At 61.5% G+C, this 24,153-nt stretch carries 17 protein-coding genes; 2 read left to right on the top strand and 15 right to left on the bottom strand.

The annotated features are described in order from the left end of the window. Positions 1-17: 17 nt before the first annotated feature. From gluQRS to VX159_RS01875, 3 genes are all read right to left on the bottom strand, one after another. Positions 18-944: a tRNA glutamyl-Q(34) synthetase GluQRS gene (gene gluQRS, locus VX159_RS01885; protein ID WP_371324296.1), complete on the bottom strand. Its 927-nt coding sequence runs from the start codon at positions 942-944 to the stop codon at positions 18-20. Beyond that, on the bottom strand, positions 929-3,025 hold the full coding sequence (locus VX159_RS01880; RefSeq protein WP_371324295.1) for an ATP-binding protein: 2,097 nt from the start codon (positions 3,023-3,025) through the stop codon (positions 929-931). The genes gluQRS and VX159_RS01880 overlap by 16 nt, the downstream gene beginning before the upstream one ends. 99 nt (positions 3,026-3,124) lie before the next feature. Next, positions 3,125-5,416, bottom strand: a complete 2,292-nt coding sequence (locus VX159_RS01875; protein ID WP_371324294.1) for a methyl-accepting chemotaxis protein — start codon at positions 5,414-5,416, stop codon at positions 3,125-3,127. Positions 5,417-5,636: 220 nt separating this feature from the next. On the opposite strand from VX159_RS01875, the gene VX159_RS01870 reads away from it, so the two are divergent. Then, complete coding sequence (locus VX159_RS01870; protein ID WP_371324293.1) at positions 5,637-9,245, top strand: response regulator; 3,609 nt, start codon at positions 5,637-5,639, stop codon at positions 9,243-9,245. Between the two features lie 83 nt (positions 9,246-9,328). Then, entirely contained in the window at positions 9,329-10,186 is an 858-nt protein-coding gene (gene rpoH, locus VX159_RS01865) for an RNA polymerase sigma factor RpoH (protein ID WP_371324292.1), read from the top strand. A gap of 71 nt (positions 10,187-10,257) precedes the next feature. Here the strand turns inward: rpoH and VX159_RS01860 are convergent, their stop codons facing one another. The 12 genes from VX159_RS01860 to VX159_RS01805 form a co-directional block, all read right to left on the bottom strand. Further along, entirely contained in the window at positions 10,258-10,758 is a 501-nt protein-coding gene (locus tag VX159_RS01860) for a nitrate reductase cytochrome c-type subunit (RefSeq protein WP_371324291.1), read from the bottom strand. A gap of 30 nt (positions 10,759-10,788) precedes the next feature. After that, entirely contained in the window at positions 10,789-11,679 is an 891-nt protein-coding gene (gene napH, locus VX159_RS01855) for a quinol dehydrogenase ferredoxin subunit NapH (RefSeq protein ID WP_371324290.1), read from the bottom strand. Further along, positions 11,676-12,551, bottom strand: a complete 876-nt coding sequence (gene napG / locus VX159_RS01850; protein ID WP_371324289.1) for a ferredoxin-type protein NapG — start codon at positions 12,549-12,551, stop codon at positions 11,676-11,678. The genes napH and napG overlap by 4 nt, the downstream gene beginning before the upstream one ends. Before the next feature lie 72 nt (positions 12,552-12,623). Further along, entirely contained in the window at positions 12,624-15,170 is a 2,547-nt protein-coding gene (gene napA / locus VX159_RS01845) for a nitrate reductase catalytic subunit NapA (RefSeq protein WP_371324288.1), read from the bottom strand. A 1-nt stretch (position 15,171) separates the two neighbouring features. After that, complete coding sequence (locus tag VX159_RS01840; protein WP_371324287.1) at positions 15,172-15,444, bottom strand: chaperone NapD; 273 nt, start codon at positions 15,442-15,444, stop codon at positions 15,172-15,174. A gap of 118 nt (positions 15,445-15,562) precedes the next feature. After that, positions 15,563-16,324 (bottom strand): TatD family hydrolase, encoded by a 762-nt coding sequence (locus VX159_RS01835; RefSeq protein WP_371324286.1) that lies wholly within the window; start codon positions 16,322-16,324, stop codon positions 15,563-15,565. 51 nt (positions 16,325-16,375) lie between these two features. Next, a complete protein-coding gene (locus tag VX159_RS01830) occupies positions 16,376-17,647 on the bottom strand; it encodes a D-amino acid dehydrogenase (protein WP_371324285.1) in 1,272 nt (423 codons plus the stop codon). Then, the gene (locus tag VX159_RS01825; protein ID WP_371324284.1) at positions 17,644-19,797 is read right to left on the bottom strand and encodes a bifunctional (p)ppGpp synthetase/guanosine-3',5'-bis(diphosphate) 3'-pyrophosphohydrolase; all 2,154 of its coding nucleotides are present in this window, start codon (positions 19,795-19,797) and stop codon (positions 17,644-17,646) included. Before VX159_RS01825 ends, VX159_RS01830 begins: the two co-directional genes overlap by 4 nt. Positions 19,798-19,819: 22 nt before the next feature. Continuing rightward, the gene (gene rpoZ / locus VX159_RS01820; RefSeq protein WP_371324283.1) at positions 19,820-20,026 is read right to left on the bottom strand and encodes a DNA-directed RNA polymerase subunit omega; all 207 of its coding nucleotides are present in this window, start codon (positions 20,024-20,026) and stop codon (positions 19,820-19,822) included. Between the two features lie 34 nt (positions 20,027-20,060). Further along, on the bottom strand, positions 20,061-20,669 hold the full coding sequence (gene gmk, locus VX159_RS01815; protein WP_371324282.1) for a guanylate kinase: 609 nt from the start codon (positions 20,667-20,669) through the stop codon (positions 20,061-20,063). A gap of 24 nt (positions 20,670-20,693) precedes the next feature. Further along, positions 20,694-23,249, bottom strand: a complete 2,556-nt coding sequence (locus VX159_RS01810) for an ATP-binding protein (RefSeq protein WP_371324281.1) — start codon at positions 23,247-23,249, stop codon at positions 20,694-20,696. A gap of 10 nt (positions 23,250-23,259) precedes the next feature. After that, the gene (locus VX159_RS01805) at positions 23,260-24,129 is read right to left on the bottom strand and encodes a YicC/YloC family endoribonuclease (protein ID WP_371324280.1); all 870 of its coding nucleotides are present in this window, start codon (positions 24,127-24,129) and stop codon (positions 23,260-23,262) included. Positions 24,130-24,153: the final 24 nt, after the last annotated feature.

Here is a 24,153-nt window from a genome sequence, read left to right as displayed (position 1 = left end):
AAAGGGTGCAAGCGCAGTTAAATGATCGCCGCCCGCTGCTGCGGAATCCGCGCGAAATCCCAGTGCGCCAGCGCCCAAGCCCAGACCTCGGCAAGTGATGCGCACACCAGTTCGTCCGGCACCGGCTGCCCGAGAAAACGCAGCGCGGCCACCAGTTGCGGCGCGGCCTGCGCGGGATCAATCGCGGCAGCCCGTGTCTGCTTCGAGAGCTTTTCGCCGGCGGCGTTGGCAACCACTGGCAAATGCGCATAACGCGGCGTTGGCGCCCCCAGACAATGCTGCAACCAGAGTTGGCGCGGCGTCGAATCGAGCAAGTCGGCACCGCGCACGATGTCGGAAATTTGCTGAAACTGGTCGTCGACCGTGACAGCAAGTTGATAAGCAAACAAACCGTCTGCCCGCAGCAGGACGAAATCGCCAACATCCTCGGCCAGGTGCTGCGCAACCTCGCCCTGAATCCGGTCCACGCAACCGATCCGCTGGTCCGGCACGCGCAGGCGCCACGCCCGCGCGCTACGCCCTGGCGCCAGGCCGTCACGACACGTCCCGGGGTAGGCCAAACCGCCATCGACCGCCGGCCGCGTCGCCGAATCAGCGATTTCCTTGCGTGAACAACCACACGCATAGGCCAGACCGCGCCGCCTTAACTCATCGAGCGCTGCAGCATAGGCCTCGCTGCGCCGGCTTTGCCAGATCACCTCGCGATCCCAGGCGAAGCCGAAGGCATCGAGACTGCGCAGGATCGCGTCGCCCATTCCCGGCTGGCAGCGCGGAGTATCGACATCCTCGATCCGCACCAGCCATTCGCCGTCTTGGCTGCGGGCATCAAGATAGCTGCCGACTGCCGCCACCAGCGAGCCAAAATGCAAAGGCCCGGTCGGCGACGGCGCAAAGCGCCCGCGATACTGCGCCTGCGGCAAAACTGCCGCTACTTCTGCAACCACTTGCCCACCATGGCAAACAACACCGCCGGCTCCACCGGCTTGGCCAGAAAATCATTCATCCCGGCCTGGCTGCAGGCCGTGCGGCTCTCGGCCAGGGCATTTGCGGTCATTGCCACGATCGGCGTCTGCGCGTGCTGCGGCATTGCCCGGATGGCCCGGGTGGCGCTCAAGCCATCCATTTCCGGCATCTGCATGTCCATCAGAATCAAGTCGTAGAAATTTTCCCCCGCAAGACCTACCGCAATCCGGCCGTTCGCAGCCACATCAACCTGCAACAAGGAACTGAGCTCCGCCAATAGGGATAACGCAATCTCGCAATTGATCGGCTCATCCTCGACCAGCAACACCCGCCCAGCCGGAGGCGCCAGTCCGGCGACCGGCAACGGAGAAACAGTCGGCGTCGGTACCTGCCCCTTGCGCAAGCGCACGGTAAACCAGAACAGGCTCCCCTTGCCCAAGGTACTGCTGACCCCGGCATCGCCTCCCATCATCTGCGCCAGCCTGCGGGTAATCGCCAAGCCCAGACCGGTACCGCCAAAACGCCGGGTATGCGAATTGTCAGCCTGTTCGAAGGATGCGAACAGGCGGGGCAGAACCTCAGGCGCAATCCCGATCCCGCTGTCTTCGACCGCAAAATGCAGCAAGACATCGTCGCTGCTTTCGGCCAACTGCTTGAGGCGCACCACCACCCGGCCACGCTCGGTGAACTTGACGGCATTGCCGACATAATTGAGCAGGCCTTGCTGCAAACGTCCGGGATCCCCCCGGAGAGGAGCATATACCGGCCCGAGTTCGTGGCTCAGTTCCAGGCCTCGTGCTTGCGCCTGAACCTGCAGAATGGACAGCACATTAGTCACCAGACAAGCTGGCGACAGCGGCTCGTCCACCAACTCCAGCTTGCCGGCCTCAATCTTGGACAAATCAAGAATGTCATTAACGATGGCAAAAAGGTGGCGCCCGGCGGTTTCCAGCTTTTCGAGACGCTCCATCTGCTCGGGAGGCAGCCCGCCCTGACGCATCAGATGCGCCATCCCGGTAATCGCATTCAGAGGCGTGCGAATTTCGTGCGACATGTTGGCGACAAAGGCGCCCTTGGCCCGACTGGCCGCTTCAGCAGCCTCCTTGGCAGCGGTCAGTTCCTCGGTCCGCTGACCGACCAGGGCTTCAAGCTGCTGCCGGCTATCGCGCTCGGCCTGACGCCGGGCCTGTTCCATCCGGCGCAGACGCCCCCGAGTCTCCGCCAGCCAGCCAAGGACGTTCTCCCCCTGCCCGGCGGCACCCGCCGGTTCAGAAAAATCGCCGGCAGCGAGCCGTTCGATCTGGGCATGAACAGCGCCGACATCGCCGCCCAGGGTCGTCCGCAAGGTCTGGTAGAGGTAGCGGATCATCAGCACCAGCAACAAAGCGAACACGATGAACACCAGCCGCATCACCCAGGCCATGTGGCTGGTCGCCTCGACCGCCGCCTGCGTCCGCAGGTCGACCATCCGGTAAAACTCGCCGATCGGCTTCATGATCGCTGCCTTGGCCTGGTGGTACTCACGCCCATGGACCAGCAACAAGGCCTCGGCCGGTGCCGCCCCCTGCTCCTCGACCATGCGCATGGCCGTCCGCTCGAGGCGTACCAGGACATCCGAATTGGCCTTGGCTTCGCTCAGCTTGGCGAACTCCTCGGCCGTGAATCCGGCCCGACGCATCAATTCGAGCAAGGGCACCGCTTCATCCCCGACGGGCATGGTCTCGCCCGCCAGGACCCGGTCCCAGTAAATATTGTGATAATCGGGCGGACGCGGCTGCCGGCCCTCACGGATATCGAGAATGGTGAAAAAATACTGCCGGTAACCAACCTCGCCGGTCGCGACATAACTGCGCACCATGCGCGTCAGGTCATCGGAGGATTGGCGCAATTCGTCGGCCAGCAGGAAGGAACGGATCCGCAACTCGTTCGCCTGGTCGATCCGTTTTTCAGTACTGACATAAATGGCAAAGCTCAGTGCGAACAGCACGAACATCACGCCGGTCGCCAAAGTGGCGCGCCGAAAAGCCTGAGCTGGAGATTTGGCGACGAAGGGAAGGAGCATGTCAGCCCGCGAGATAGTTCTGCACCGGGCAAGGATATACCCTTGCCTGCCGGCTGTCCGCTGAAACCATCATGCCCCCTGCCGGGGTAATCGAAAAGCCTAGAACTCGGCCCATTCACTGTCCCGCCCCGGCGCCTTTGCCGGCAGCCGGGCCACCGCAAGCGGCGCCGGGGTATACGCGGGGACGGATGGGGCGGCGCCATCCAGCCGGAACAGGGCAACCACATCGCTCAGGTTGCGCGCCTGCTCTTCCAGCGATTCGGCAGCAGCAGCGGCCTCCTCGACCAGCGCCGCATTCTGCTGCGTGACGTCGTCCATCTGGGCCAGGGCCTGGTTGACCTGGCCGATCCCGGTCGACTGCTCCGAACTGGCGGTCGAAATCTGCCCCATGATGCCGGTGACCTGCGCAATTGCCGTCACGATTTCCCCCATCCCCACGCCAGCCTGCTCGACCAGGCGCGAACCGGCATCAACCCGGGTTGCCGAATCGTCGATCAGCCCCTTGATTTCACGGGCGGCTTCGGCGCTACGCTGAGCCAGCTTGCGCACCTCGGTAGCCACCACGGCAAAACCGCGCCCCTGTTCTCCTGCCCGCGCAGCTTCAACCGCTGCATTGAGAGCCAGCAAATTGGTCTGAAAGGCAATCCCATCAATTACCCCGATGATGTCGCCGATCCGCCGCGAAGCTTCATTGATCGTTTCCATGGTGCTGACCACCCGGCCGACTACCTCGCCACCGCGGGCAGCCGCTTCCGACGCCTGAATCGCCATCTGGTTGGCACGCGCAGCGTTTGCCGCATTCGCCTCGACCGTCTGGGTCAGTTCTTCCATCCGGGTCACCGTGTGCTCCAGCGAAGTAGCCTGTTCTTCGGTACGCTGCGCCAGGTCGGTATTGCCCGAGGCAATCTCGCCGGCAGCGGTATTGATCGATTCGACGGCCGTCCTGACCTGGCCAATCATTTCCTGCAGGCGGACCACGGTCGCGTTGGCATCGTCCTTCAACTCACCGTAGATGCCATGGTAATCGGCGCTGATCTGTTCGGTCAGATCACCGCGGGCCAACGCCGACAGCAGGCGCTGCAGATCACCCAGAACCTGGGCATTGGTTTGCAGCAAGGCATTGATCCCCTGCCCGAGTTCGCGCATGAAACCCTGCTTGTCGCTCAGTTCGACACGCCGCTGAAGATCCCCCGTCAGTGCTGCCGCAACAATCGCCTGCACTTCCTGCTGGATCGCCACCTCCTGCGTGGCATCCAGCCATTCGACCGAAGTCCCGAGACGCTCTCCTCGCTCATTCACCACCGGATTGGCGATCAGGCGGAACACCCGCCCGCCAACCCGAACCTCTGCCCGGTGAGGCTGCCCCAGGGCGGCCAGCAGTTGCCGTTGATGTGCCGGTTGCCGGTGGAACACGTCGAAATTTTCGCCAAGCAGGCCGTCGACCGTGAAATTCGGCAAGTCGCGCCGTAAATCAGCCTCGGCCGCCCGCAACATCGCACATACTGCCCGGTTCAGATAAATGATCCGCCCATCGTTGTCGGCAATCATCACATTGGTCGTCGCATTATCGAGCGCCACCTTGATCCGCATCGTTTCGTCGGCCACCCTGCGACTCTCGGCAACATCGTGGCGCAATTTCTGCTGCATCAGATCGAGATCGTGCAGCAAGGTGCCAACCTCATCCCGGCTGTGCGCTTCGATCCGGTTATCGTAGCGGCCGGCACCAATGGCGTCGAAGTAGCCGATCACCCGTTCCAGCGGCCGGGTCACCGCTCGCGAGATGAAGCCGTAAATCAACAACAGGAAGGGAACCGCCAGCAGCAGGGCCAGCCCGCACAGGCGCAGGACAAAATCGCGAGCCTGAGCATTGACCTGCTCAAGCGAGATTTTCATGCTCACCGCCCCCATCACCGCGCCCTCTCGTACGCTGTGGCACCCCAGACAGTTTTTGCCGAGATAATTGCTGCTCGCAAAAATCGGCAGTACCGCCTTCAAGGCGCCCTGCCCCGGCTCAACCCGGAATACCGGCGAACCCAGGCGCAGCACGGCCAGTTCATCGGCGTCGGCCCCCCGCTTGGGCGCCAAACCCGGTCCGTACTGGGCGGCGACTGCCTCGCCACGAAACACTTCGAGTTCGTGGATATTGCTGGTATTGCGAATCTGGTCAAGGTACAGCTGCCGCTGATCGATGGAGCCAGTCATCATCATCGCAGTCAGCGCAGCCAGCGTCATCTGATGAACGCTGCCGGCAAACTCGCGTGCCTGCACCTCGGCATTGTGTTGCTGTTCCGCCTGCGTCCACAGGATGGTTACCGACCACAACAGCAACAGCATTGCCGAAATCACGCCGACCAAGCGTAACCAGATTTTTTGATTATTGAACCAGCGCATGACTAACTCGCATCGAGAAGAAGCGTACACGGGCCGCAGAAAATCTCCGGAAGCGGCCACTGGAGCCGTCAATTCTAGCAGTGAGCACCCATAAACCACATTTATTGAAGGGGTTTTTTATAAGAAAATCCTGATTATCCAGCCACGCGCCGTTCTCGGTCAGCGCGGCGTCAGCTAAACTGTTGCCTTCATGTGCTCACGGCGAGCCCTGCCGCCCCCGATGACCGTTTCTTCGCCCCCGACCGATAGCCGGAACACGACCGCCGTTGTGCAATCAGCCAGCCGCTCACTGTCCTGGCTGATCGCCTTTGTCCTGCTTTGCATCGGCCTGATCCTCGGGGTACGGCTATTTTTCGCCGATCTCGATCAGGAACTGCAACAGCGCAGCAACAACGAGCGCGCCCGCCTGTTCATCGGCGAAGAGATCGTGCACAGCATCCGCTCCATGGAGCGCGACATTTACCAGATGGCGGTCACCCAGAACCGCGCCGGCTTCCTGCGCATCCAGCGCGCCCTTGCCGCCCGCCAGGAAAAGGTCCGCCATGATTTGGGCGTCCTGCGCGACGGCGGCGTTGCCCAGCGTTCCCTATTGCTGAACCTCGCCGAGCAGCAGGAAAAAGCCCAGGAAGTCTACTTCCAGCCGACCGCCGAAGACCGGCAAAGAATCATGGAAGACATAGAGGTCGGCACCAATCTGCATCAGGTCGAGCAATTGAGCCGGGAACTCGGCGCACTGCTCGAGCAGCGCTGGGTGGCTCTCGAAAACGAAAATCCGCGCGATTTTTACCGCGCGGAGGAAGCACTGGCTCTCTACCTGAAGCGAACCCCGCCGTACTTTGAACGCCTGCAGGAAAATGCCAATCGCCTGTTTGTCGAAGGCGAACAGCGCCTGCAATCGCTCGAAAGCGAGATCAACACCAAGCGCAGGTACTTCAATCAGGTTGAAACCGGCCTGATCCTGCTAGTCATCTTTTTTGCCGCGCTGATCGGCGTCCAGTTCATCCGCCATCTCAACCTGTCCCTGCAGGCGGCACGCAGCCACGGCCGGGAGGCAGCGCTCCAGCGCGAACGCATCACCACCATCCTCGACACCCTGAGCGACGGAGTCTACGCAACCGATTGCGACGGCAAGATCACCTTCATCAACCGGGCTGCCGAACAGATGTTTGGCTGGGAAAACAGCCAATTGCTGGGGCTGCCGGCACACGCCCATACCCACCACAGTCACTGCGATGGCCGCCCCTACCCGGCAGCCGCTTGCCCGCTTCTGGCCGTTGCCCGCCAAGGCGAGGCTCACGAGGGCGAAGATTGTTTCTTCCGCCGCGACGGTGAAGCCTTCCCGGTTTCCTACCGGGCTGCCCCGTTAACCTTCGAAGGGGAACTGGTCGGTGCGCTGGTTTCATTCCAGGACATCGGTGCCCGCAAGGCGGCAGAAGCCCGGATCCGCCTGCTTGAACTGGCGATTCAGGAGAGCGATCAGGGGATCATGATCACGGCCGCCGATGCCACGCTCGAAGGTCCGACCATTCAGTATGTGAACTCCGGCTTTACCCAGATCACCGGCTATCCGGCCGGCGAAGCCCAGGGACGCCGAACCGCCCTGCTGCGAGGTCCCGATACCGATCCGCAAACGATCAGAGCGCTGGTCTCCAGCCTCGAACGCGGCGAACGGTTCACTGCCGAAATCGACTACCAGCGCAAGGATGGCAGCCTCTTTGCTGCGGAAATCGACTACTCGCCGGTACATGGCAACGACGGGGCAATCTCGCACTTCATCGCCCACCTCTCTGACATCAGCACCCGGCGAGCCGCCGAACAAGCCTTGCGCGAAGCACATGACCAGGCGCTGGCCAATGCGCAGATGAAATCGGAATTTCTGGCCAACATGAGCCACGAAATTCGGACACCGATGAACGGCATCATTGGCATGACCGATCTGCTGCTGGATACGCAACTCGATCCCGAGCAGCACGACTTTGCCCGTCTGGTGCGGGACTCGGCCAACTCACTGCTGACCATCATTAACGACATTCTCGATTTCTCGAAAATCGAAGCTGGCAAGCTGGATATAGAAAATATCGATTTCTCGTTGCAGCAAGTCGTCGAGGGCGTGATTGATCTGCTCGCTCCCAAGGCCAGCGACAAGCGACTGTCGCTGATGAGCTACATCGACCCTGGCCTGTGCGACAACCTGCGCGGCGACCCGACCCGCCTGCGCCAGGTTTTGCTCAACCTGATCGGCAACGCAGTCAAATTCACCGAACGGGGCGGCATTGAGGTGATGGTCCAGGCCAGCCCGCGATCCGAGCCGAACTGGTTGCGTTTTGCCGTTCGTGACAGTGGGATCGGGATTTCCCCCGACGGCCAGCGTCGCCTGTTCCAGTCGTTCTCGCAAGCCGACGGCTCCACCACCCGAAAATTTGGCGGCACCGGCCTCGGACTGGCGATCAGCAAGCAACTCGTCACCCTGATGGGCGGTGAAATTGGCGTCACCAGCGAAGAAGGGCAAGGCTCGACCTTCTGGTTCGATCTCCCGCTCCCTGCCGGCAACGGACAGCAACGCCCCTTGCGCACCACCCCGGAACAGATTGCCAGCGAACGGGTGCTGGTAGTCGACGACCGGGACACTGATCGCACCATCCTCCGTCGCTACCTCAACTCCTGGGGCATCGATAACGTCTGTGTCGCCCGGCCCCGCGATGCACTTGCCGCCATTGACGATGCCGAACAGAGCGGGCGCCCTTTCTCGGCTGCATTGATCGACTACCGAATGCCGGAAATGAACGGACTGGAACTGGCGCAGGCGATCGGCGCAATGCCAGGGCCGCCTGCATTGCGGCGGGTTCTGATGACCGCCTACGACCAGCGCGAACTGTTCGAGCAGGCACTCAATGCCGGCTTTGCCGCATGCCTGAGCAAACCCCTGCACCAGTCGGAGTTGTTCAACACGCTATTTGGCAGCCCAGCCCCGGACGATGCCGCCGAGGCCGCACACCACGAAGGGCAAGCCGCCGATGCCTGCAATTTACGGGAAGCCTTGAACCAGGGGCGCCTGGTCCTGCTTGCAGAAGACAACCCGACCAACCAGAAGGTCGCCGAACTGCAATTGCGCAAACTCGGCTACCGCACCCACATCGTCGCCAATGGTCTGGAAGCGGTACACACTTTCAATACTCTTCCGTTTGCTGCCCTGCTGATGGACTGCCAGATGCCGGTGATGGACGGTTTCGAGGCGACGGCCAAAATCCGCCGGATCGAGCAGGAGGAAAACCTGCCGCACATGCCGATCATCGCAATGACCGCCAACGCGATGCAAGGCGACCGGGAGCGTTGCCTTGCTTCCGGCATGGACGATTACGTCAGCAAGCCAATCAATACAGAGCATCTGGCCAGCGCCCTGCAGCGCTGCGCTCGCCCGCGCCGCGAGGAACTGCCAGCCTCCGCACCGGCCGCCGTTACGCAGCAGCCCCCCGTCGCACCCGGCAAGCTTGATCTGGGCCCGCTACGCGAGTTGTGCGACCACGACGAAACAATCATCCGGGAGCTGCTGGACGCTTTTACCGCAACCATGCCGGGCTTGCTGGCCCGGGTTGCCGCAGCGCTGGACCGCTGCGATGCCAGCGAACTTGAAGCGGCGGCCCACGAAATCAAGGGAGCCTGCAGCAACCTTGGCTTCAGCCATCTGTCGGCCACCGCCAAAGACCTGGAAGCCTGCTGCCGGCCTGCATCACCGGATTGGCCCCGGGCTGCGCGCAGCCTCGAACAACTGCACCAGGATTATCGCCATGCGGAGCAGAGTCTGCGCGAGCAGTCGCTGCTCGGCGGATAAGGCAGCGGGAACCCAATGCAACGCTTAGCACTCTGAGACAGCGAGTGCTAAAATGTAGCAAACGTTGAAGGAGGATATTCGCAATGACCCACGCTCTGGCGCTTCCTGTTCTCTCATCTGCTGGCAATCTGGACGCCTATATTCAAACGGCGAACCGTTACCCGCTTTTGAGTGAGAGCGAAGAAACCCGGCTGGCCGAGCGCTTCCGCAACGAAGGCGATGTGGAAGCTGCGCGCCAGTTGGTGCTGTCGCATTTGCGCCTGGTAATTTCGATTGCTCGTGGCTATCTGGGCTACGGCCTGCCGCATGCCGACCTGATTCAGGAAGGCAATATTGGCCTGATGAAGGCAGTCAAGCGCTTTGACCCAACCCGCGGCGTGCGCCTGGTTTCTTTCGCGATGCACTGGATCAAGGCCGAAATCCATGAGTACATCCTGAAGAACTGGCGGCTGGTCAAGGTCGCTACGACCAAGGCACAACGTAAGCTGTTCTTCAATCTGCGCAGTCTGAAAAACGATTACGAAGGCGTCGACACCCTGTCCGCCTCACAGGCCACCGAAGTAGCCAGCCGCCTGGGGGTAAAACCCGAAGAGGTGGTTGAAATGGAAACCCGCCTCAGTGGTCGCGACCTTGCGCTTGAAGGTAGCCCGGAGGATGGCGAAGACAGTTTCGCGCCAATTGACTATCTCGCCGACAGCCGCTACGAGCCGACTCGCATGCTTGAGTACAAGGCTCAGAGCGAACTCGCCAGCGATGGTCTGCAGGCTGCTCTAGCCGGCCTGGACGAGCGTAGCCGCCGCATCATCGAGGCCCGCTGGTTGCACGACGGCGAAGCCGCAACCCTGCACGAACTCGCCGCTGAATTTGGCGTTTCAGCTGAACGCATCCGGCAGATCGAGAGCAAAGCGCTGCAAAAAATGCGCGGACTGCTCGCCGCCTGAGGGGCGCGCCCCCCAAAAAGCACGGGGCCCCATTTCGGGAGCCCCGTTTTTACATCACCGTCGGCTCGCCGCTAGTTCTTTTTCTTGGCCTTGGCGGTTTGTGCTGCCGGCGCCGTCGCGACATCGCCCTTGAAATCATTGCCGACCAGCGGCGGCGCATCGACTTGCGGCACATGGCACTGAACACAATTGTGCCGTGCAGCCGACGCAGTGCTCAGAACGCGCCCCTCGCGGTCACGGAAATGACTGTCGCCGATTTTGGGGGCATTCTTTTTCTTGTACACCTCGGGACCATGGCAACTCAGACACTGATTTTCCTCCAGCGTGATCTCATCGAAGTTTTCGACGGCATGGGGAATCACCGGTGGCTGATCGCGGAAGGTGCGCGCCACCTTTTCCTGCCCGCCGGGCTTGCCACCAAGATACTTCTTGAGTTCCGGTGCCGAATCGCTGACAGCCACATCAGCCCCCCGCATCGGACGCGGCGATTCCTCCGCACTGGCCGGCAAGGCAAACGTCCAGCATGCAGCGGAAGCAAGTACGGCAAAGGTCGACTTCAACGTCTGATTCATGGTGCTTACTCCTCCTCGGTTACTTGTTGATCACTCACCCGCCCCCTGACGCTGGCCAGGCAGCGTCGACGCCGGGTTGTTACTACGCAGGCCGAAGGCGAACACATCCTTCGCGCAGACATCGATACAGCGGCCACAATTGGTGCAATCCGGCGCCAGGATCACCGGACCGACGCCTTTTTCCTCACCCTTGAGCGCCGGGCGGATAACCTGCGGCTCAGGACAGACCTCAAAACAGTCCATGCAATCGTTGCAGGCCTGGCGCTGTCCGGCGCGTACCCGTAGCGGACTCCTGCGCCCGATCAGGCTGTAAAAAGCCCCCACGGGGCACAAACGCCCACACCAGCCACGGCTCATCACGAACAGATCGAACAGAAAGACTGCGAGCACCACGGTCCACGCCGCCCCGAGGCCAAAAATCAACCCCCGGTGCAGCATCGAGACCGGGTTGATCAATTCCCACAGCACCACACCGCTCACAGCCGAGCCGACCAGCGTCATGCCCAGAATCCAGTAGCGGGTTTGCCGCGATAGATGCACGCTGCCCTTGATCCCCAGGCGATCGCGCAACCAACCTGCCGCATCGGTGACCATATTCACCGGGCAAACCCAACTGCAATAGACGCGCCCCCCGACCAGAAAATAGAAAAGCGACACAATTAATACCCCGAGACTGCCCAGCATTTCCGGCAGATGCCCGGCAACCAGCGACTGCATGGCAACGTAGGGATCGGTCAACGGGAGAAAATCGAGGGTGTAGCTGTAATTCAGATTGCCCTTGACCAGCCAGATCCCGGCCAATGGGCCAAGCAAAAACAGGGCAAGAATCGACAACTGGCTAAACCGCCGCAACAGCAACCAGCGGTGAGAGCGCAGCCAGCCCTTGGCGGCAATCGCATCGGCTCCGATTCGCTTGCTCATGGCTTACCCCCTCCCAATCCCGGCGGCGCGCTTGGAATCGCACCGGCCTCACTTCCCGGCAAACCCCGCGCGGTCGCAGTCATCCCGCTGGCCGGATCGTAATGCCCGGGAACCACTGCGCCTTCGGGCAGGCGATCCGGCAGGTCGAGCATCTTGCTTTCATCGATCAAGGAGCCACCTGCCTTTTTCTGCTCATCCCAACCTACCCGGTAATGGTGCCCCAGTTCGCCCTTGGCCAGCTTTGGCGGCAGCACCCGGATTGCGGCTTCCTCCAGGACGCAGGATTTTTCGCACTTGCCACAACCGGTGCAGTGCTCGGAATGTACCGTCGGCAGGAACATCGCATGGCGACCGGTCCGCTGATTGGGCACCATGTCGAGGGTAATTGCTTTGTCGATCACCGGGCAGACGCGATAGCAGACATCGCAACGCAAGCCGAGGAAGTTGAGACAGGTTTCATGGTCAATCAAGACCGCGACACCCATCTTGGCCCGGTTGATGTCGGTCAACCCGTGGTCCAGCGCCTGCGTCGGACAAGCCTTGACGCAGGGGATGTCATCACACATCTCGCAAGGGATGTTACGGGCGGTGAAAAATGGGGTCCCGGTCGCCACCGGTTGTTCCGGCCTGGCCAGTGACAAGGTGTTGTAGGGGCAGTCGCGAACGCACAACCCGCAGCGGATGCAAGCCCCGAGAAAATCCTCCTCCGGCAAGGCCCCGGGGGGGCGCAGGGCCAGCGCCGGCAGCGCCTTGCTCTGCTTGGCGTACAAACCCAAGCCGAGGCCGAGCATGCCGACACCGCAAGCCATCCGGGCGCTGTCAAAGATGAACTGGCGACGCGCCAGCGTTTTTTTGTTGCTATTGCTTTCCATCTCGTGCCGGGCAGCCGCTGCGTCCCCCAACAGCAGCAGCCCACCCGGTTTCCTTTCTTTCTCAGCCGATCATCAGGCCTTGACGACCTTACAGGCACACTTCTTGAAATCCGTTTCCTTCGAAATCGGGCAGGTAGCATCAAGCGTCAGCTTGTTGACCAGCCGATGTTCGTCAAAGAACGGGATGAATACCAAACCCAGCGGCGGCTTGTTACGCCCCTTGGTTTCAACCCGCAACTGGATCTCGCCGCGCCGGGTCGAAACCTTGACCACGTCGTTGCGCACCAGACTGCGTTTCTTCGCATCCTCGGGATGCATGTAGATCACGGCGTCGGGCATCGCCTTGTACAACTCGGGCACCCGCCGGGTCATCGAGCCGGTGTGCCAATGTTCGAGCACCCGGCCGGTACATAGCCACAGATCGTACTCAGCATCAGGCATTTCGGCGGCCGGCTGATAGGGCAGAGCAAAAACAATTGCCTTGCCATCAGGATACCCATAGAAGCGTACGCCCTCGCCCTTCTGCACATAGCTGTCGTAACCCTCGCGGAAACGCCACAGGGTCTCCTTGCCGTTGACCACCGGCCAGCGCAGACCGCGCGCCCGATGATAGACATCGAAATCGGCCAGATCATGCGCCTTGCCACGACCGAACTGGGCATACTCCTCGAACAGGCCCTTCTGGACGTAAAAGCCAAAAGCCTGCGACTCGTCGTTCATGTAGCCCTTGATCCCGTGGGCATTGACCTTGGCAACCTCGTCGATGCCCCAGCGGGTCGTGTCCTTGTTGGCATAGAGCACATCGTAAAGCGTCTTGCCCTTGTACTCGGGAGTCTTGTCGAGCAGTTCGGCCGGCCAGACCTCCTCGACCTTGAAGCGCTTGGCGAATTCAATGTACTGCCAGAGATCGGAACGGCATTCGCCCGGCGCCTTGACCTGCTGCCGCCACATCTGGCCGCGCCGCTCGGCATTGCCGTACATCCCCTCTTTTTCCATCCACATCGCGGAAGGCAAAATCAGATCGGCGGACATTGCCGAAACAGTCGGGTAAACATCGGAATGGACGACAAAAGCCTTCGGATTACGCCAACCGGGATAGATTTCCTCATTGACGTTGGGGCCGGCCTGCATGTTGTTGGTCGTGGTCGACCAGTAGAACGCCAATTTTCCGTCCTTCAGGGCACGGCTCTGCGCCACTGCGTGCAGACCAATCCAGTCGGGGATGGTCCCGGCCGGCAGTTTCCAGATTTTCTCGGTCAACTCGCGGTGCTTGGGATTCATCACCACCATGTCGGCCGGCAAGCGGTGGGCAAAAGTGCCGACTTCGCGCGCAGTGCCGCAAGCGGAAGGCTGGCCGGTCAGCGAGAATGGACTGTTACCCGGCTCGGAAATCTTGCCGACCAGCAAGTGCACGTTGTAGATCATGTTATTGACCCAGGTCCCGCGCGTGTGCTGGTTGAAGCCCATGGTCCAGTACGAAGTGACCTTGGTCTTGGGATCGGCATAGGCCTTGGCCAACGCTTCGAGTCTATCCTTGGGCACGCCGGAAATTTCGTGCGCCTTGTCGAGCGTGTATTCTGAAACGAAGGCGGCAAATTCATCGAAGCTCAGCGGCGTCGAATTATTCGGGTTGCCCTTGGGCTTGCCGTCTTCGCCGGGGTAGCCATTGTTCAGCGCCACTTTTTCCAGCGGATGATTCGGGCGTAGACCGTAGCCGATGTCGGTCACCCCCTTGGCGAACTTGACGTGCTTGCCGATGAAATCCTTGTTAACCGCTCCGCTCTGGATAATGTGATTGCAAATGTAGTTGAGAATTGCCAGATCGGACTGCGGCTTGAAAATCAGTTCGTTGTCGGCCAATTCGCACGAGCGATGGCTGAAGGTAGACAACACATGCACCTTGACGTGCTTGGCACTGAGCCGCCGATCGGTGATCCGTGACCACAGGATCGGGTGCATTTCGGCCATGTTCGAGCCCCACAGCACGAAGGCATCGGCATGCTCGGCATCGTCATAGCACCCCATTGGCTCATCGATACCGAAAGTCCGCATGAACCCGGCCACTGCCGAGGCCATGCAATGACGGGCATTGGGGTCGAGGTTGTTGGAGCGGAACCCGGCCTTGAACAGCTTGGCGGCGGCATAGCCTTCCCAGACCGTCCATTGCCCGGAGCCGAACATCGCAACATTGCGCGGCCCGCCCTCCTTCAGTGCAGCCTTGCACTTTTCTTCCATGATGTCGAAGGCCTGCCTCCAGGAAACCGGCTTGAAGTCGCCGCTCTTGTCGTACTTGCCATCCTTCATCCGGAGCAGTGGCTGGGTCAGGCGGTCCTTGCCGTACATGATTTTGGACAGGAAATAGCCCTTGATGCAATTCAGACCGCGATTGACCGGTGCCTCCGGATCACCCTGGGTTGCAACCACCCGCCCATCCTTGACCCCGACCAGGACGCCGCACCCCGTCCCGCAATAGCGACACACGCCTTTGTCCCAGCGCACCCCATCGTCCTTGCCCTGAGCAGCGGCCAGCCCCGGCACGCTGATGCCTGCAACGCTGGCAGCGGCTGCCGCCGCATTGCTCTTGATGAAATCCCGCCGGGTAATTTTCACTTCGACCATCTCACGCCTCCTCGTCTGGATCGGATTCAAACTGGTGATACACCAGCGCGGCGGAGAGCACCCCGGGCAACTGGCGAATGGTTTCAAAGGTTTCTACCGTGGCGGATTCCGAGGCTGACTCGACGGTGACAATCATCCGTCCATCCGCCTCATTGGCATGGATATCGACACCGGCAAGGCGCACGAGCAGAGCCGCCACCTCGTCGCGGGCAGTCGGCGCGACACCGAGAATCAGGCTGGAAATATTGACGCCCGCCGCTGCTTGTCGGTCCATGGATTACCGCTCCCTGGTAATGAGTCAGAGCAGGCTACGCGGATCAGCAAACAATGTTTTTAGCGAAAATCAAAATAACCACAGGATTTGTAAGGAAAAGCCCCCCCTTTGCGCCAGATCAAAGTGCGGGAAACAACTCCCGGCAGTTGGCCAGTAGCGCCGCTTGCAGATCGGCAGGCGGCACCCCCCGCAAAACCGCCAACTCCTTCCCGATTGCCGGCAGTTGTGCCGGATCGTTCCGCCCGCCCGCCCGCCAAACCGGCGGGATGTCCGGGGCATCGGTTTCGAGGACCAGGCTGGCCAGCGGCAACTCCGTTGCCAGTTGCCGAATCCGGCGCGAACCGGGATAGGTCAGGGTCCCGCCAAAACCCAGCTTGAAGCCGAGCTTGATCAACTCCTCGGCCTGCTGCCGACTGCCATTGAAAGCGTGCGCGATACCGCCGCGGACGCGAATCCGGCGCAAGCCCCTGAGAATCGGATCGACGGCACGCCGGACATGCAACAGCACCGGCAGGTCGAACTCGCGTGCCAGTTTCAACTGCTCCAGATAGAAATACTCCTGACGGTCGATGTCGGCATCGGCAATATAGAAATCGAGCCCGATTTCGCCAACCGCCAACGGCCGGTCCTGCTGCAACAGCCGCCGTAAGCGCGCCAGGTCTTCGGGCCCGGTCTGGTCCACGTAGAGCGGATGAATGCCGTAGGCCGGATAACAGCCGGCGTAACGCTGGCAGGTACGCTTGACTGCCAGACAGTTATCCACCGTCACCGCCGGAACGATGATGCGCCCGACGCCGGCGGCAAGGGCGGCGGCATGGACCGCGTCGCGGTCGGCAGCGAACTCGGCGGCATCGAGATGGCAATGGGTATCGACGAGCATGGCAGATTCGCCCCTACGCCCTTGGACCGCAGTCGCAGGCGATCATCACGGTCAACGCGGCAAAAAGGGAAAAACCGGCTCCGGTTGTCGCCCGGAAAGCAAATCCGCGAGCGCCGCCGCCGAACCGCAGGACATTGTCCAGCCCAGTGTGCCGTGCCCGGTGTTGAGCCACAGCCGACGCAGCGGAGTGCGCCCGATCAGAGGCAGGTTGGAGGGCGTGGCCGGACGCAGGCCACACCAGAATTGCGCTTCGCCCGCCAGTTGGAGTTGCGGGAAGATTTGCCGGGTACGCGTCCACAGGCTTTGGCAGCGGACCGGGTTGAGTTCGAGGTTGTAGCCGTTGAATTCAGCCGTACCGGCGACCCGTAGCCGGTCACCGAGCCGCGAAAAGACCAGCTTGCGCTCGTCGTCGGTCAGACTAACCGTCGGCGCCCCGTCACCGCTCGCCAACGGCAGCGTGGCCGAATAGCCCTTGGCCGGATAGACCGGCAGGCGCAAGCCGAGCGGTTTGAGCAATTGCGGCGAATAACTGCCGAGCGCCAGAACGTAGGCGTCGGCCTGCAGATACTCAGCGGGAGCGCCCGCCGCTTGCAGCCAGACGCCCTGGACCTCGCCGGCAACGACCTCGATCCGGTCGACCCGGGTTTCATAACGAAAAACGACACCGGCCGCCGCTGCCCGTTCGGCCAGCGCCCGCGTAAAGCGGTGGGCATCGCCGGATTCGTCGGAGGCGGTGTAGTCGCCACCGACCAGCGGCAACTCGCTGGCTGCCAGCGCCGGTTCGATTTTTCGGCATTCGGCAGCGTCGACCGTGTGACGATCAAGTCCGAAGCTGCGCATGGTCGCCGCCGCCCTTTGCGCCAGCTCGAACTCGGCCGGATCGCTGTAAATATGCAGAATTCCGCGCTGCAGGTGATCGTAGGCCAAAGGCTGGCCACTGGCGTTGAAATCCTGGCGCAACTCCTGCAGACAGCGCCGGCTGTAGAGCGCCAGGGCAACGATCGCCGCGATATTGGCTCGCGTCCGCCCGGGCAGGCATTCGCGCAAAAACTGCAGGCCCCAGGCCAACTGCTCCGGGTCTGCACGCCAGCGCCAGAGCAAGGGAGCATCCTCACGCCCCAGCCATTTGAGCACCCGGGGCAGGACATGCGGATTGGCCCAGGGCTCGGCGTGCGAAACCGAGATCTGGCCGCCATTGGCAAAACTTGTTTCATTACCCGCCACCGGCTGACGCTCGATCACCGTCACCTGATGGCCAGCCCGGGCCAGGTACCAGGCACTGGTCGTTCCGACCACGCCGGCGCCGAGAACCGCAATCCTCAAGCTTCGCCTCCGCGTTCGCGATGAATGCGGGCGACCTCCGGAATATGGCGCAAGCCGCGCATCACTGCCGCCAGATGGGTGCGGTGAGCGACCTGGATAGTAAACCGCAACGAGGTCATCAAGCGTTCAGGATCGGCATCCATGGCGACATGCTCGATGTTCGAACCAGCTTCGGCAATCGCCGCCGCCACCTGTGCCAGCACCCCACGAGTATTTTTCACCTCGACCCGGATGCGAATATCGAACAGCTTGCCTTCTTCCGGCTCCCATTCGACATCGATCCATTTCTGCGGATCGGTCGAACGCGATTTACGGATCACCGGACAATCGTGGGTATGGATGACCAGGCCGCTACCCTTCTTGATCGAGCCGATGATCGGATCACCCGGAATCGGCTGGCAGCAGTGCGCCAACTGGATCGCCATCCCCTCCGTCCCGTGAATCGCCAGGGTCATGTTGCTGCCGGCATCGCCGGCCATGTCCTCACGCGCCAGGAGCCGGCGGGCGACCACCGAAGGCAGACGCTTGCCCAGGCCGATGTCGGTATACACCTCGTCGAGGCTCTTCTGGCCGCTGGCCTTGACCAGGCTGTCCCAGGCGGCCGCCGGAATCGAAATCGGAACCACGCCCAGCGACAGCAGTTCCTGACGCAACATCCGCTCGCCCAGGCGCGCCGACTCTTCGTTCTGCATCGTGCGCAGATGATGACGAATCTTGCTGCGTGCCCGTCCGGTCTTGACGTAACTCAGCCACACCGGATTGGGCTGGGCATTCTGGGCGGTGATGATCTCGACCAGATCACCATTGCGCAGTTCGGTTCGCAACGGTGCCAGCTCATGGTTGATGCGTGCCGACGAACAGTGATTGCCGACATCGGTATGCACCGCGTAAGCGAAATCGACCACCGTCGCGCCGCGCGGCATCGCCATGATCTTGCCCTTGGGCGTAAACACATAGACCTCATCGGGGAAGAGGTCGATCTTGACGTTCTCGAAGAACTCGGCCGAATCGCTGGTCTGCATTTCGAGCAGAGACTGCAGCCATTTATGAGTCTTGATCTGCAGTTCGGCACTCGACTCGTTGCCGTCCTTGTACAGCCAGTGAGCGGCAACCCCTTCCTGCGCAACGTTATGCATTTCGCGGGTACGGATCTGGACTTCAACCGGCGTTCCGTAAGGACCGATCAGCGTCGTGTGCAGCGACTGGTAGCCGTTGGCCTTGGGGATGGCAACGTAGTCCTTGAACTTGCCCGGCACCGGCTTGTACAACGCGTGCAGGGCACCGAGCGCCAGATAGCAGGTGGGCACGTTCTCGACGACGACACGAAAACCGTAAATATCGAGCACCTGCGAAAACGACAGGCGCTTCTCCTGCATCTTGCGGAAGATCGAATACAGGCTTTTCTCACGCCCGAATACTTCGGCACGCAAACCGGCATGCTCGAGCTTGCCACGGATATTCTCGAGAATCCGCGTCAGCAGTTCCTTGCGGTTGCCACGCGCCGCCCGCAATGCCTTGGCCAGCACCTCGGCCCGATGCGGATAGATCAGGCGGAAGGAAATGTCCTGCAGTTCGCGATAGAGCTTGTTGAGGCCCAGGCGCAGGGCAATCGGGGCGTAAATTTCCAGGGTTTCATACGCGATCCGTCGCCGCTTGTCCGGGCGCATCGCCGACATCGTCTGCACATTGTGATGACGGTCGGCCAGCTTGATCAGCACCACGCGCAGATCGCGCGCCATCGCCATCAGCATCTTGCGGAAATTTTCCGCCTGCGCCTCCTGGTACGAGGCGAACTCCATCTTGTCGAGCTTGGAAAGCCCATCCACCAGTTCGGCCACCGGCTTGCCGAACTTTTCCGCCAGTTCGTGCTTGCACGCCCCGGCATCCTCCATCACATCGTGCAGCAGCGCGGCGCAAACCGCATCGGCGTCCATCTGCCATTCGACGATGGCACCGGCAACTGCGAGCGGATGGGTGATATAAGGCTCGCCCGACATCCGCTTTTGATGCGCATGGGCCTTGGCAGCATAGGCGTAGGCGGCCTTGATCCGAGCCACATCGTCGCTCGGCAGATAGTCAAGACTATCCAGGAAGACCAGGTACGCCGGGTCTTCTTCGGCAGGCGGGAAAGTCGTCGGATGGTTGTCCATGCGCAGCCTCCCGCCCCGGCGATCAAGCCTGGCCGCGGTTCAGCACTTCCAGGCCGACTTTGCCGATGGCCAGTTCGCGCAATGCGACCACCGTCGGCTTGTCCTTCTCAGGATCGACCAGCGGCGTTGCGCCGTTGGCGATCTGGCGCGCACGGTGCGCAGCTGCCAGCGTCATCTGGAAGCGGTTGGGAATACGTTTCAGGCAATCATCAACGGTAACACGAGCCATGGGGGAAACCTCAAAAGCGGGCAGTAATAGCCCATCAGACAAGTCGGGCAAAGAGTTCGGCGTGCCGCGCACGTTGCGCGGGCAGTGCCAGACGGGAGGCGCGAACCACCGCGCACAAGTCATCCAGCGCCTGCTCAAGCCGGTCGTTAACTATAACATAGTCGAATTCGCCGACATGCCGCATCTCGGCTTGCGCCGCCGCCAACCGCCGGGCAATCACCTCCGGGGCATCGGTCCCGCGACCGGTCAGGCGCCGGGTCAATTCTTCCATGGAGGGCGGCAGGATAAACACGCCGATCGCACCGGGAAACTCGGCTCTTACCTGCTGCGCGCCTTGCCAGTCGATTTCCAGCAACACGTCCGCGCCCTCGGCCAGGCGGTCGGCAATCCATTTTTTCGAAGTCCCGTAGTAGTTGCCGTGAACTTCCGCCCACTCCAGGAACTCCTGCCGCGAAATCATCGCTTTGAACTCGTCGACCGCAGTGAAATGGTATTCACGACCGTTCTCCTCGCCCGGACGGGGCCCGCGCGTGGTCCAGGAAATCGACAAGCGAACCGCCGGCTCGCGCTCCAGCAACAGCCGCACCAAGGTGGTCTTGCCCGCCCCCGAAGGCGCCGCGACGACATAAAGATTCCCGGCCATGTCTTCCTTCCCTGCAAAAAAAGCTTATTGTACCGAAGCTGCCCCTAGCCATTGCTGCAACACCTGCTCCAGTGCCGCCGGCCCCAAAGGCTTGGCCAGATGGTCATTCATCCCGGCTTCCAGACAGCGTCGCCGGTCATCGGCAAAGACATTCGCGGTCAAGGCAACGATCGGCAGCGTACGCCCGTGCGGCAAGCGGCGCATCCGGCGGGCCGTTTCAAAGCCATCGATCCCGGGCATCGCCAGATCGAGCAAGACCAGGTCGTAACTCGCCAGTGCCAGCCTGGCCAGGGCCTGTTCGCCACTCTCGGCGACTTCCGGCTCGATCCCAGCGAATTCACGCAGCAAATCCGCCGCGACTTCGCGACTCACCGCATCGTCCTCGACCAGCAGCACCCGCGCCGAGGGATAGCGCTGCGTTGCCGGACGCGCGACTGGTGCCTCGGTCGGAGCCTGAACTGCGCCGGCACGCGCCAGTCGGACCGTCATCCAGAAGATGCTGCCCAGCCCCGGCCGGCTTTCGGCACCGGCATCCCCTCCCATCAGACGCGCCAGATGGCGGGTGATCGCCAAACCCAGGCCAGTACCGCCAAAACGCCTGGTGGTTGAATCGTCGACCTGCTCGAAGGCATGGAACAGGCGGGGCATCACCTCAGGCGCGATGCCGATCCCGCTATCCTCGACCTCAAAGCGCAACACCACGAACTGTGTATCAGCGTCAGGGCAAGTCACCCGCAAGGTAATTTTTCCTTGCTCGGTAAACTTGATCGCATTGCTCAGATAGTTGAGCAGAGCCTGACTCAGCCGAGTTGCGTCGCCCAACAGGCATGGCGGCAACCCGGCAAACTCGCCAACCAGCGTCAGCCCCTTGGCTTGCGCCCGCTCGCTGCACAAGGCCAGCACCCGTTCAAGCAGATGTTGCGGCACGAAGGGTTCGGCCTGCAAGTTGAGCTTGCCCGATTCGATCTTGGAAATATCGAGAATGTCATTGAGCACGGCCAGCAGGTGTTCGGCGGCCACGCCGATCTTGCGCAAACGCTCACCCTGCTGCGACGTCGGCTGATCGCGCTGGAGCAGATGGGTCAAGCCAATGATCGCATTCATCGGGGTCCGGATTTCATGACTCATATTGGCCAGAAAACGACTCTTGGCCCGACTTGCTCCCTCGGCATACTCCTTGGCCAACTCCAGTTCGGCCGTTCGCTCGGCAACCAGTTCCTCGAGACGATCGCGGTAACGCTCAAGCTCACGACTGTTATGTCGCTCGGCCGTAATGTCGGTAACCAGACAAACCGCCCCCAGCGGCCTGCCGCCTTCACCATGCAGCAGACGACTGCAATGCAGCCCGACGAAGTGACTGCCGTCAGCCCGCCGATACTCGTTTTCGCTGCGCAACTGCTCACTCCCGCCAGTCAGCACGCGCTCCAGCCGCAGTTTTTCGGCCTCACCCCCGCTTGCCAGCAGGGTCAGATATTCACACCCCTGGAGTTGCTCGTAAGCCATTCCCCAGATTTCGGCCATCCGCCGATTGGCCTGAACGATCCGCCCTCCGAGGTCAAGCATGAAGATTGCCGCATCGGACGTATCGAAGAGGGTTTGCAAGGTCCGCTCACGCAGTGCGATCCGCCGTGCCGCACGATGAGCCCCCCAGGCCCCGGCGCCGATCAGCAGGAACAGCACCCCGAGCAGGACAAAGGTCCCTTGCAACTGCGCCATCCAGGCATCACGAAAGGTGGCGAGTTCCATCCCGACATTAAGGTAATAGCGATACTGCGGGTTGAAGCGGTAAGCATACAGCCGAGCTACGCCGTCGACCGTAGACGTCCCTGAAACGTACCATCCTTGTCGGTTATCCCGCGCCAGGGCGGCCCGGAACTCCTCGGAAATCTGGGTTGAGCCGGCCGCCTCGTAGGGCATCCGGGCAATCACCCGCAATTGTTCATCACGAAAAGAAATCGCCCCTTTTTCGCCAAGGCGCAGTTCGGAAAACTGTTTTTCAAAATGCGCCAGATCGACACTGGCGTAGGCAACCCCGGCGAATTGCCCCTCGGCGTCGGTCAGCCGACGGGCAATGATGATCGCCCACCGGCCGCTGATACGACCGCGCAGGGGTTCGGAGATCACCCAGAGGCGATGCGGGTTATCGCGCAGGGTACGGAAATAATCGCGATCACCGATCGAAGTGGCTCCGCGCGCCTGGCTGGCACTCCCCGGCGCGACGATTCCGCGGCTATCGGCCACGCCAAGCAGGGCCAGAATCGGCAAGCGCTGACGCAACTCGTCAAGATAGAGACCGTGTCCGGCAAACTGCCCCTGGCTGCGTCGCCGGAGAAAATCGTCGCCTACCGCCCCGAGCAGCAAATTAACCTTGTCAAACGACGATGCGATTTCCCGGTCCAGCACCAACGCGAGGTTTTCGACTTCGATCCGGGTCCGCTCCTCGGCCTGACGCAGACCGAGGTGCAAAAAATAGGCGGCCAGGCTGGCCACCGCAATAGCCAAAAATAGCCCGCCAAGCAGCAGACGCAAGGCCAACGCCCGTGAAGAAAGCCGAGAGGTTTCGATCACGGAAGCTGGCATCGGGAAGATCCTATTCGAGGTTCTGAATCTGTTCGCGCATCTGCTCAATCAGCAGCTTGAGATCCATCGAGGCCTGGGAAACCTCGACCAGCGCAGACTTTGACCCAAGTGTATTGGCCTCGCGATTGAGCTCCTGCATCAGGAAATCCAGCCGCTTGCCACAAGCCCCGCCTTGCTTGAGAACACGCTCGACCTCATCGAGGTGAGTCATCAACCGACCGATTTCCTCGGCCACATCGATCCGGGCGGCAAACACCGCAACTTCCTGCAGAATCCGTTCCTCACCGGCCTCGCTTTCCAGCGCCTCGCGCAGGCGCTGGCGCAAGCGATCGGTAAACAAGGCCTGGGCTTCGGGAATGCGCGGCGCAACGGCGCGCACGATGTCGCGCATCGCATTGACACGGTCAACGATCAACTGCGCCAGTTTTGCCCCTTCGCGCGCACGACTGGCGGAAAATTCGGCCAGCACCTCGCGGGCCAGCGCCAGCACTTCGGGCGTCAGGGCGGCAAAATCAACGCTTTGATCGCCCAGCATGCCCGGCCAGCGCAGAACCTCGCCAACGCTCAGCGGCTGAGCCCCGGGCAGAGAGGCAAGTACCTGCCCTTGGAGGGCCTTGAGCGTGTCGAGCAATGCCGGATTGGCTTCAAGATGTTCGCTGCGCCCGCCGTTCTGGTTGAACGACAGGCGGCACTCGACCTTGCCCCGAGTGAGCTTGGCAGCGAGCAGTTCGCGCAAGGGCATCTCCAGTGCCCGCAACTCTTCCATGACCCTGAAATGAAAATCGAGGTAGCGCGAATTCACGCTTTTGAGTTCAAACTGCAGCGTGCCACGCTCGACATCGCGGGTCTTCACTGCATATCCGGTCATGCTGCTAATCATCAGGGGAAGGTCTCCAGCTTTACA

The sequence above is a fragment of the Dechloromonas sp. ZY10 genome (assembly GCF_041378895.1).
Taxonomy (GTDB): Bacteria; Pseudomonadota; Gammaproteobacteria; order Burkholderiales; family Rhodocyclaceae; genus Azonexus; species Azonexus aquae.
The sequence above is the reverse complement of the archived record's forward strand: the minus strand, read 5'-3'. Positions and strand labels throughout refer to the sequence as shown.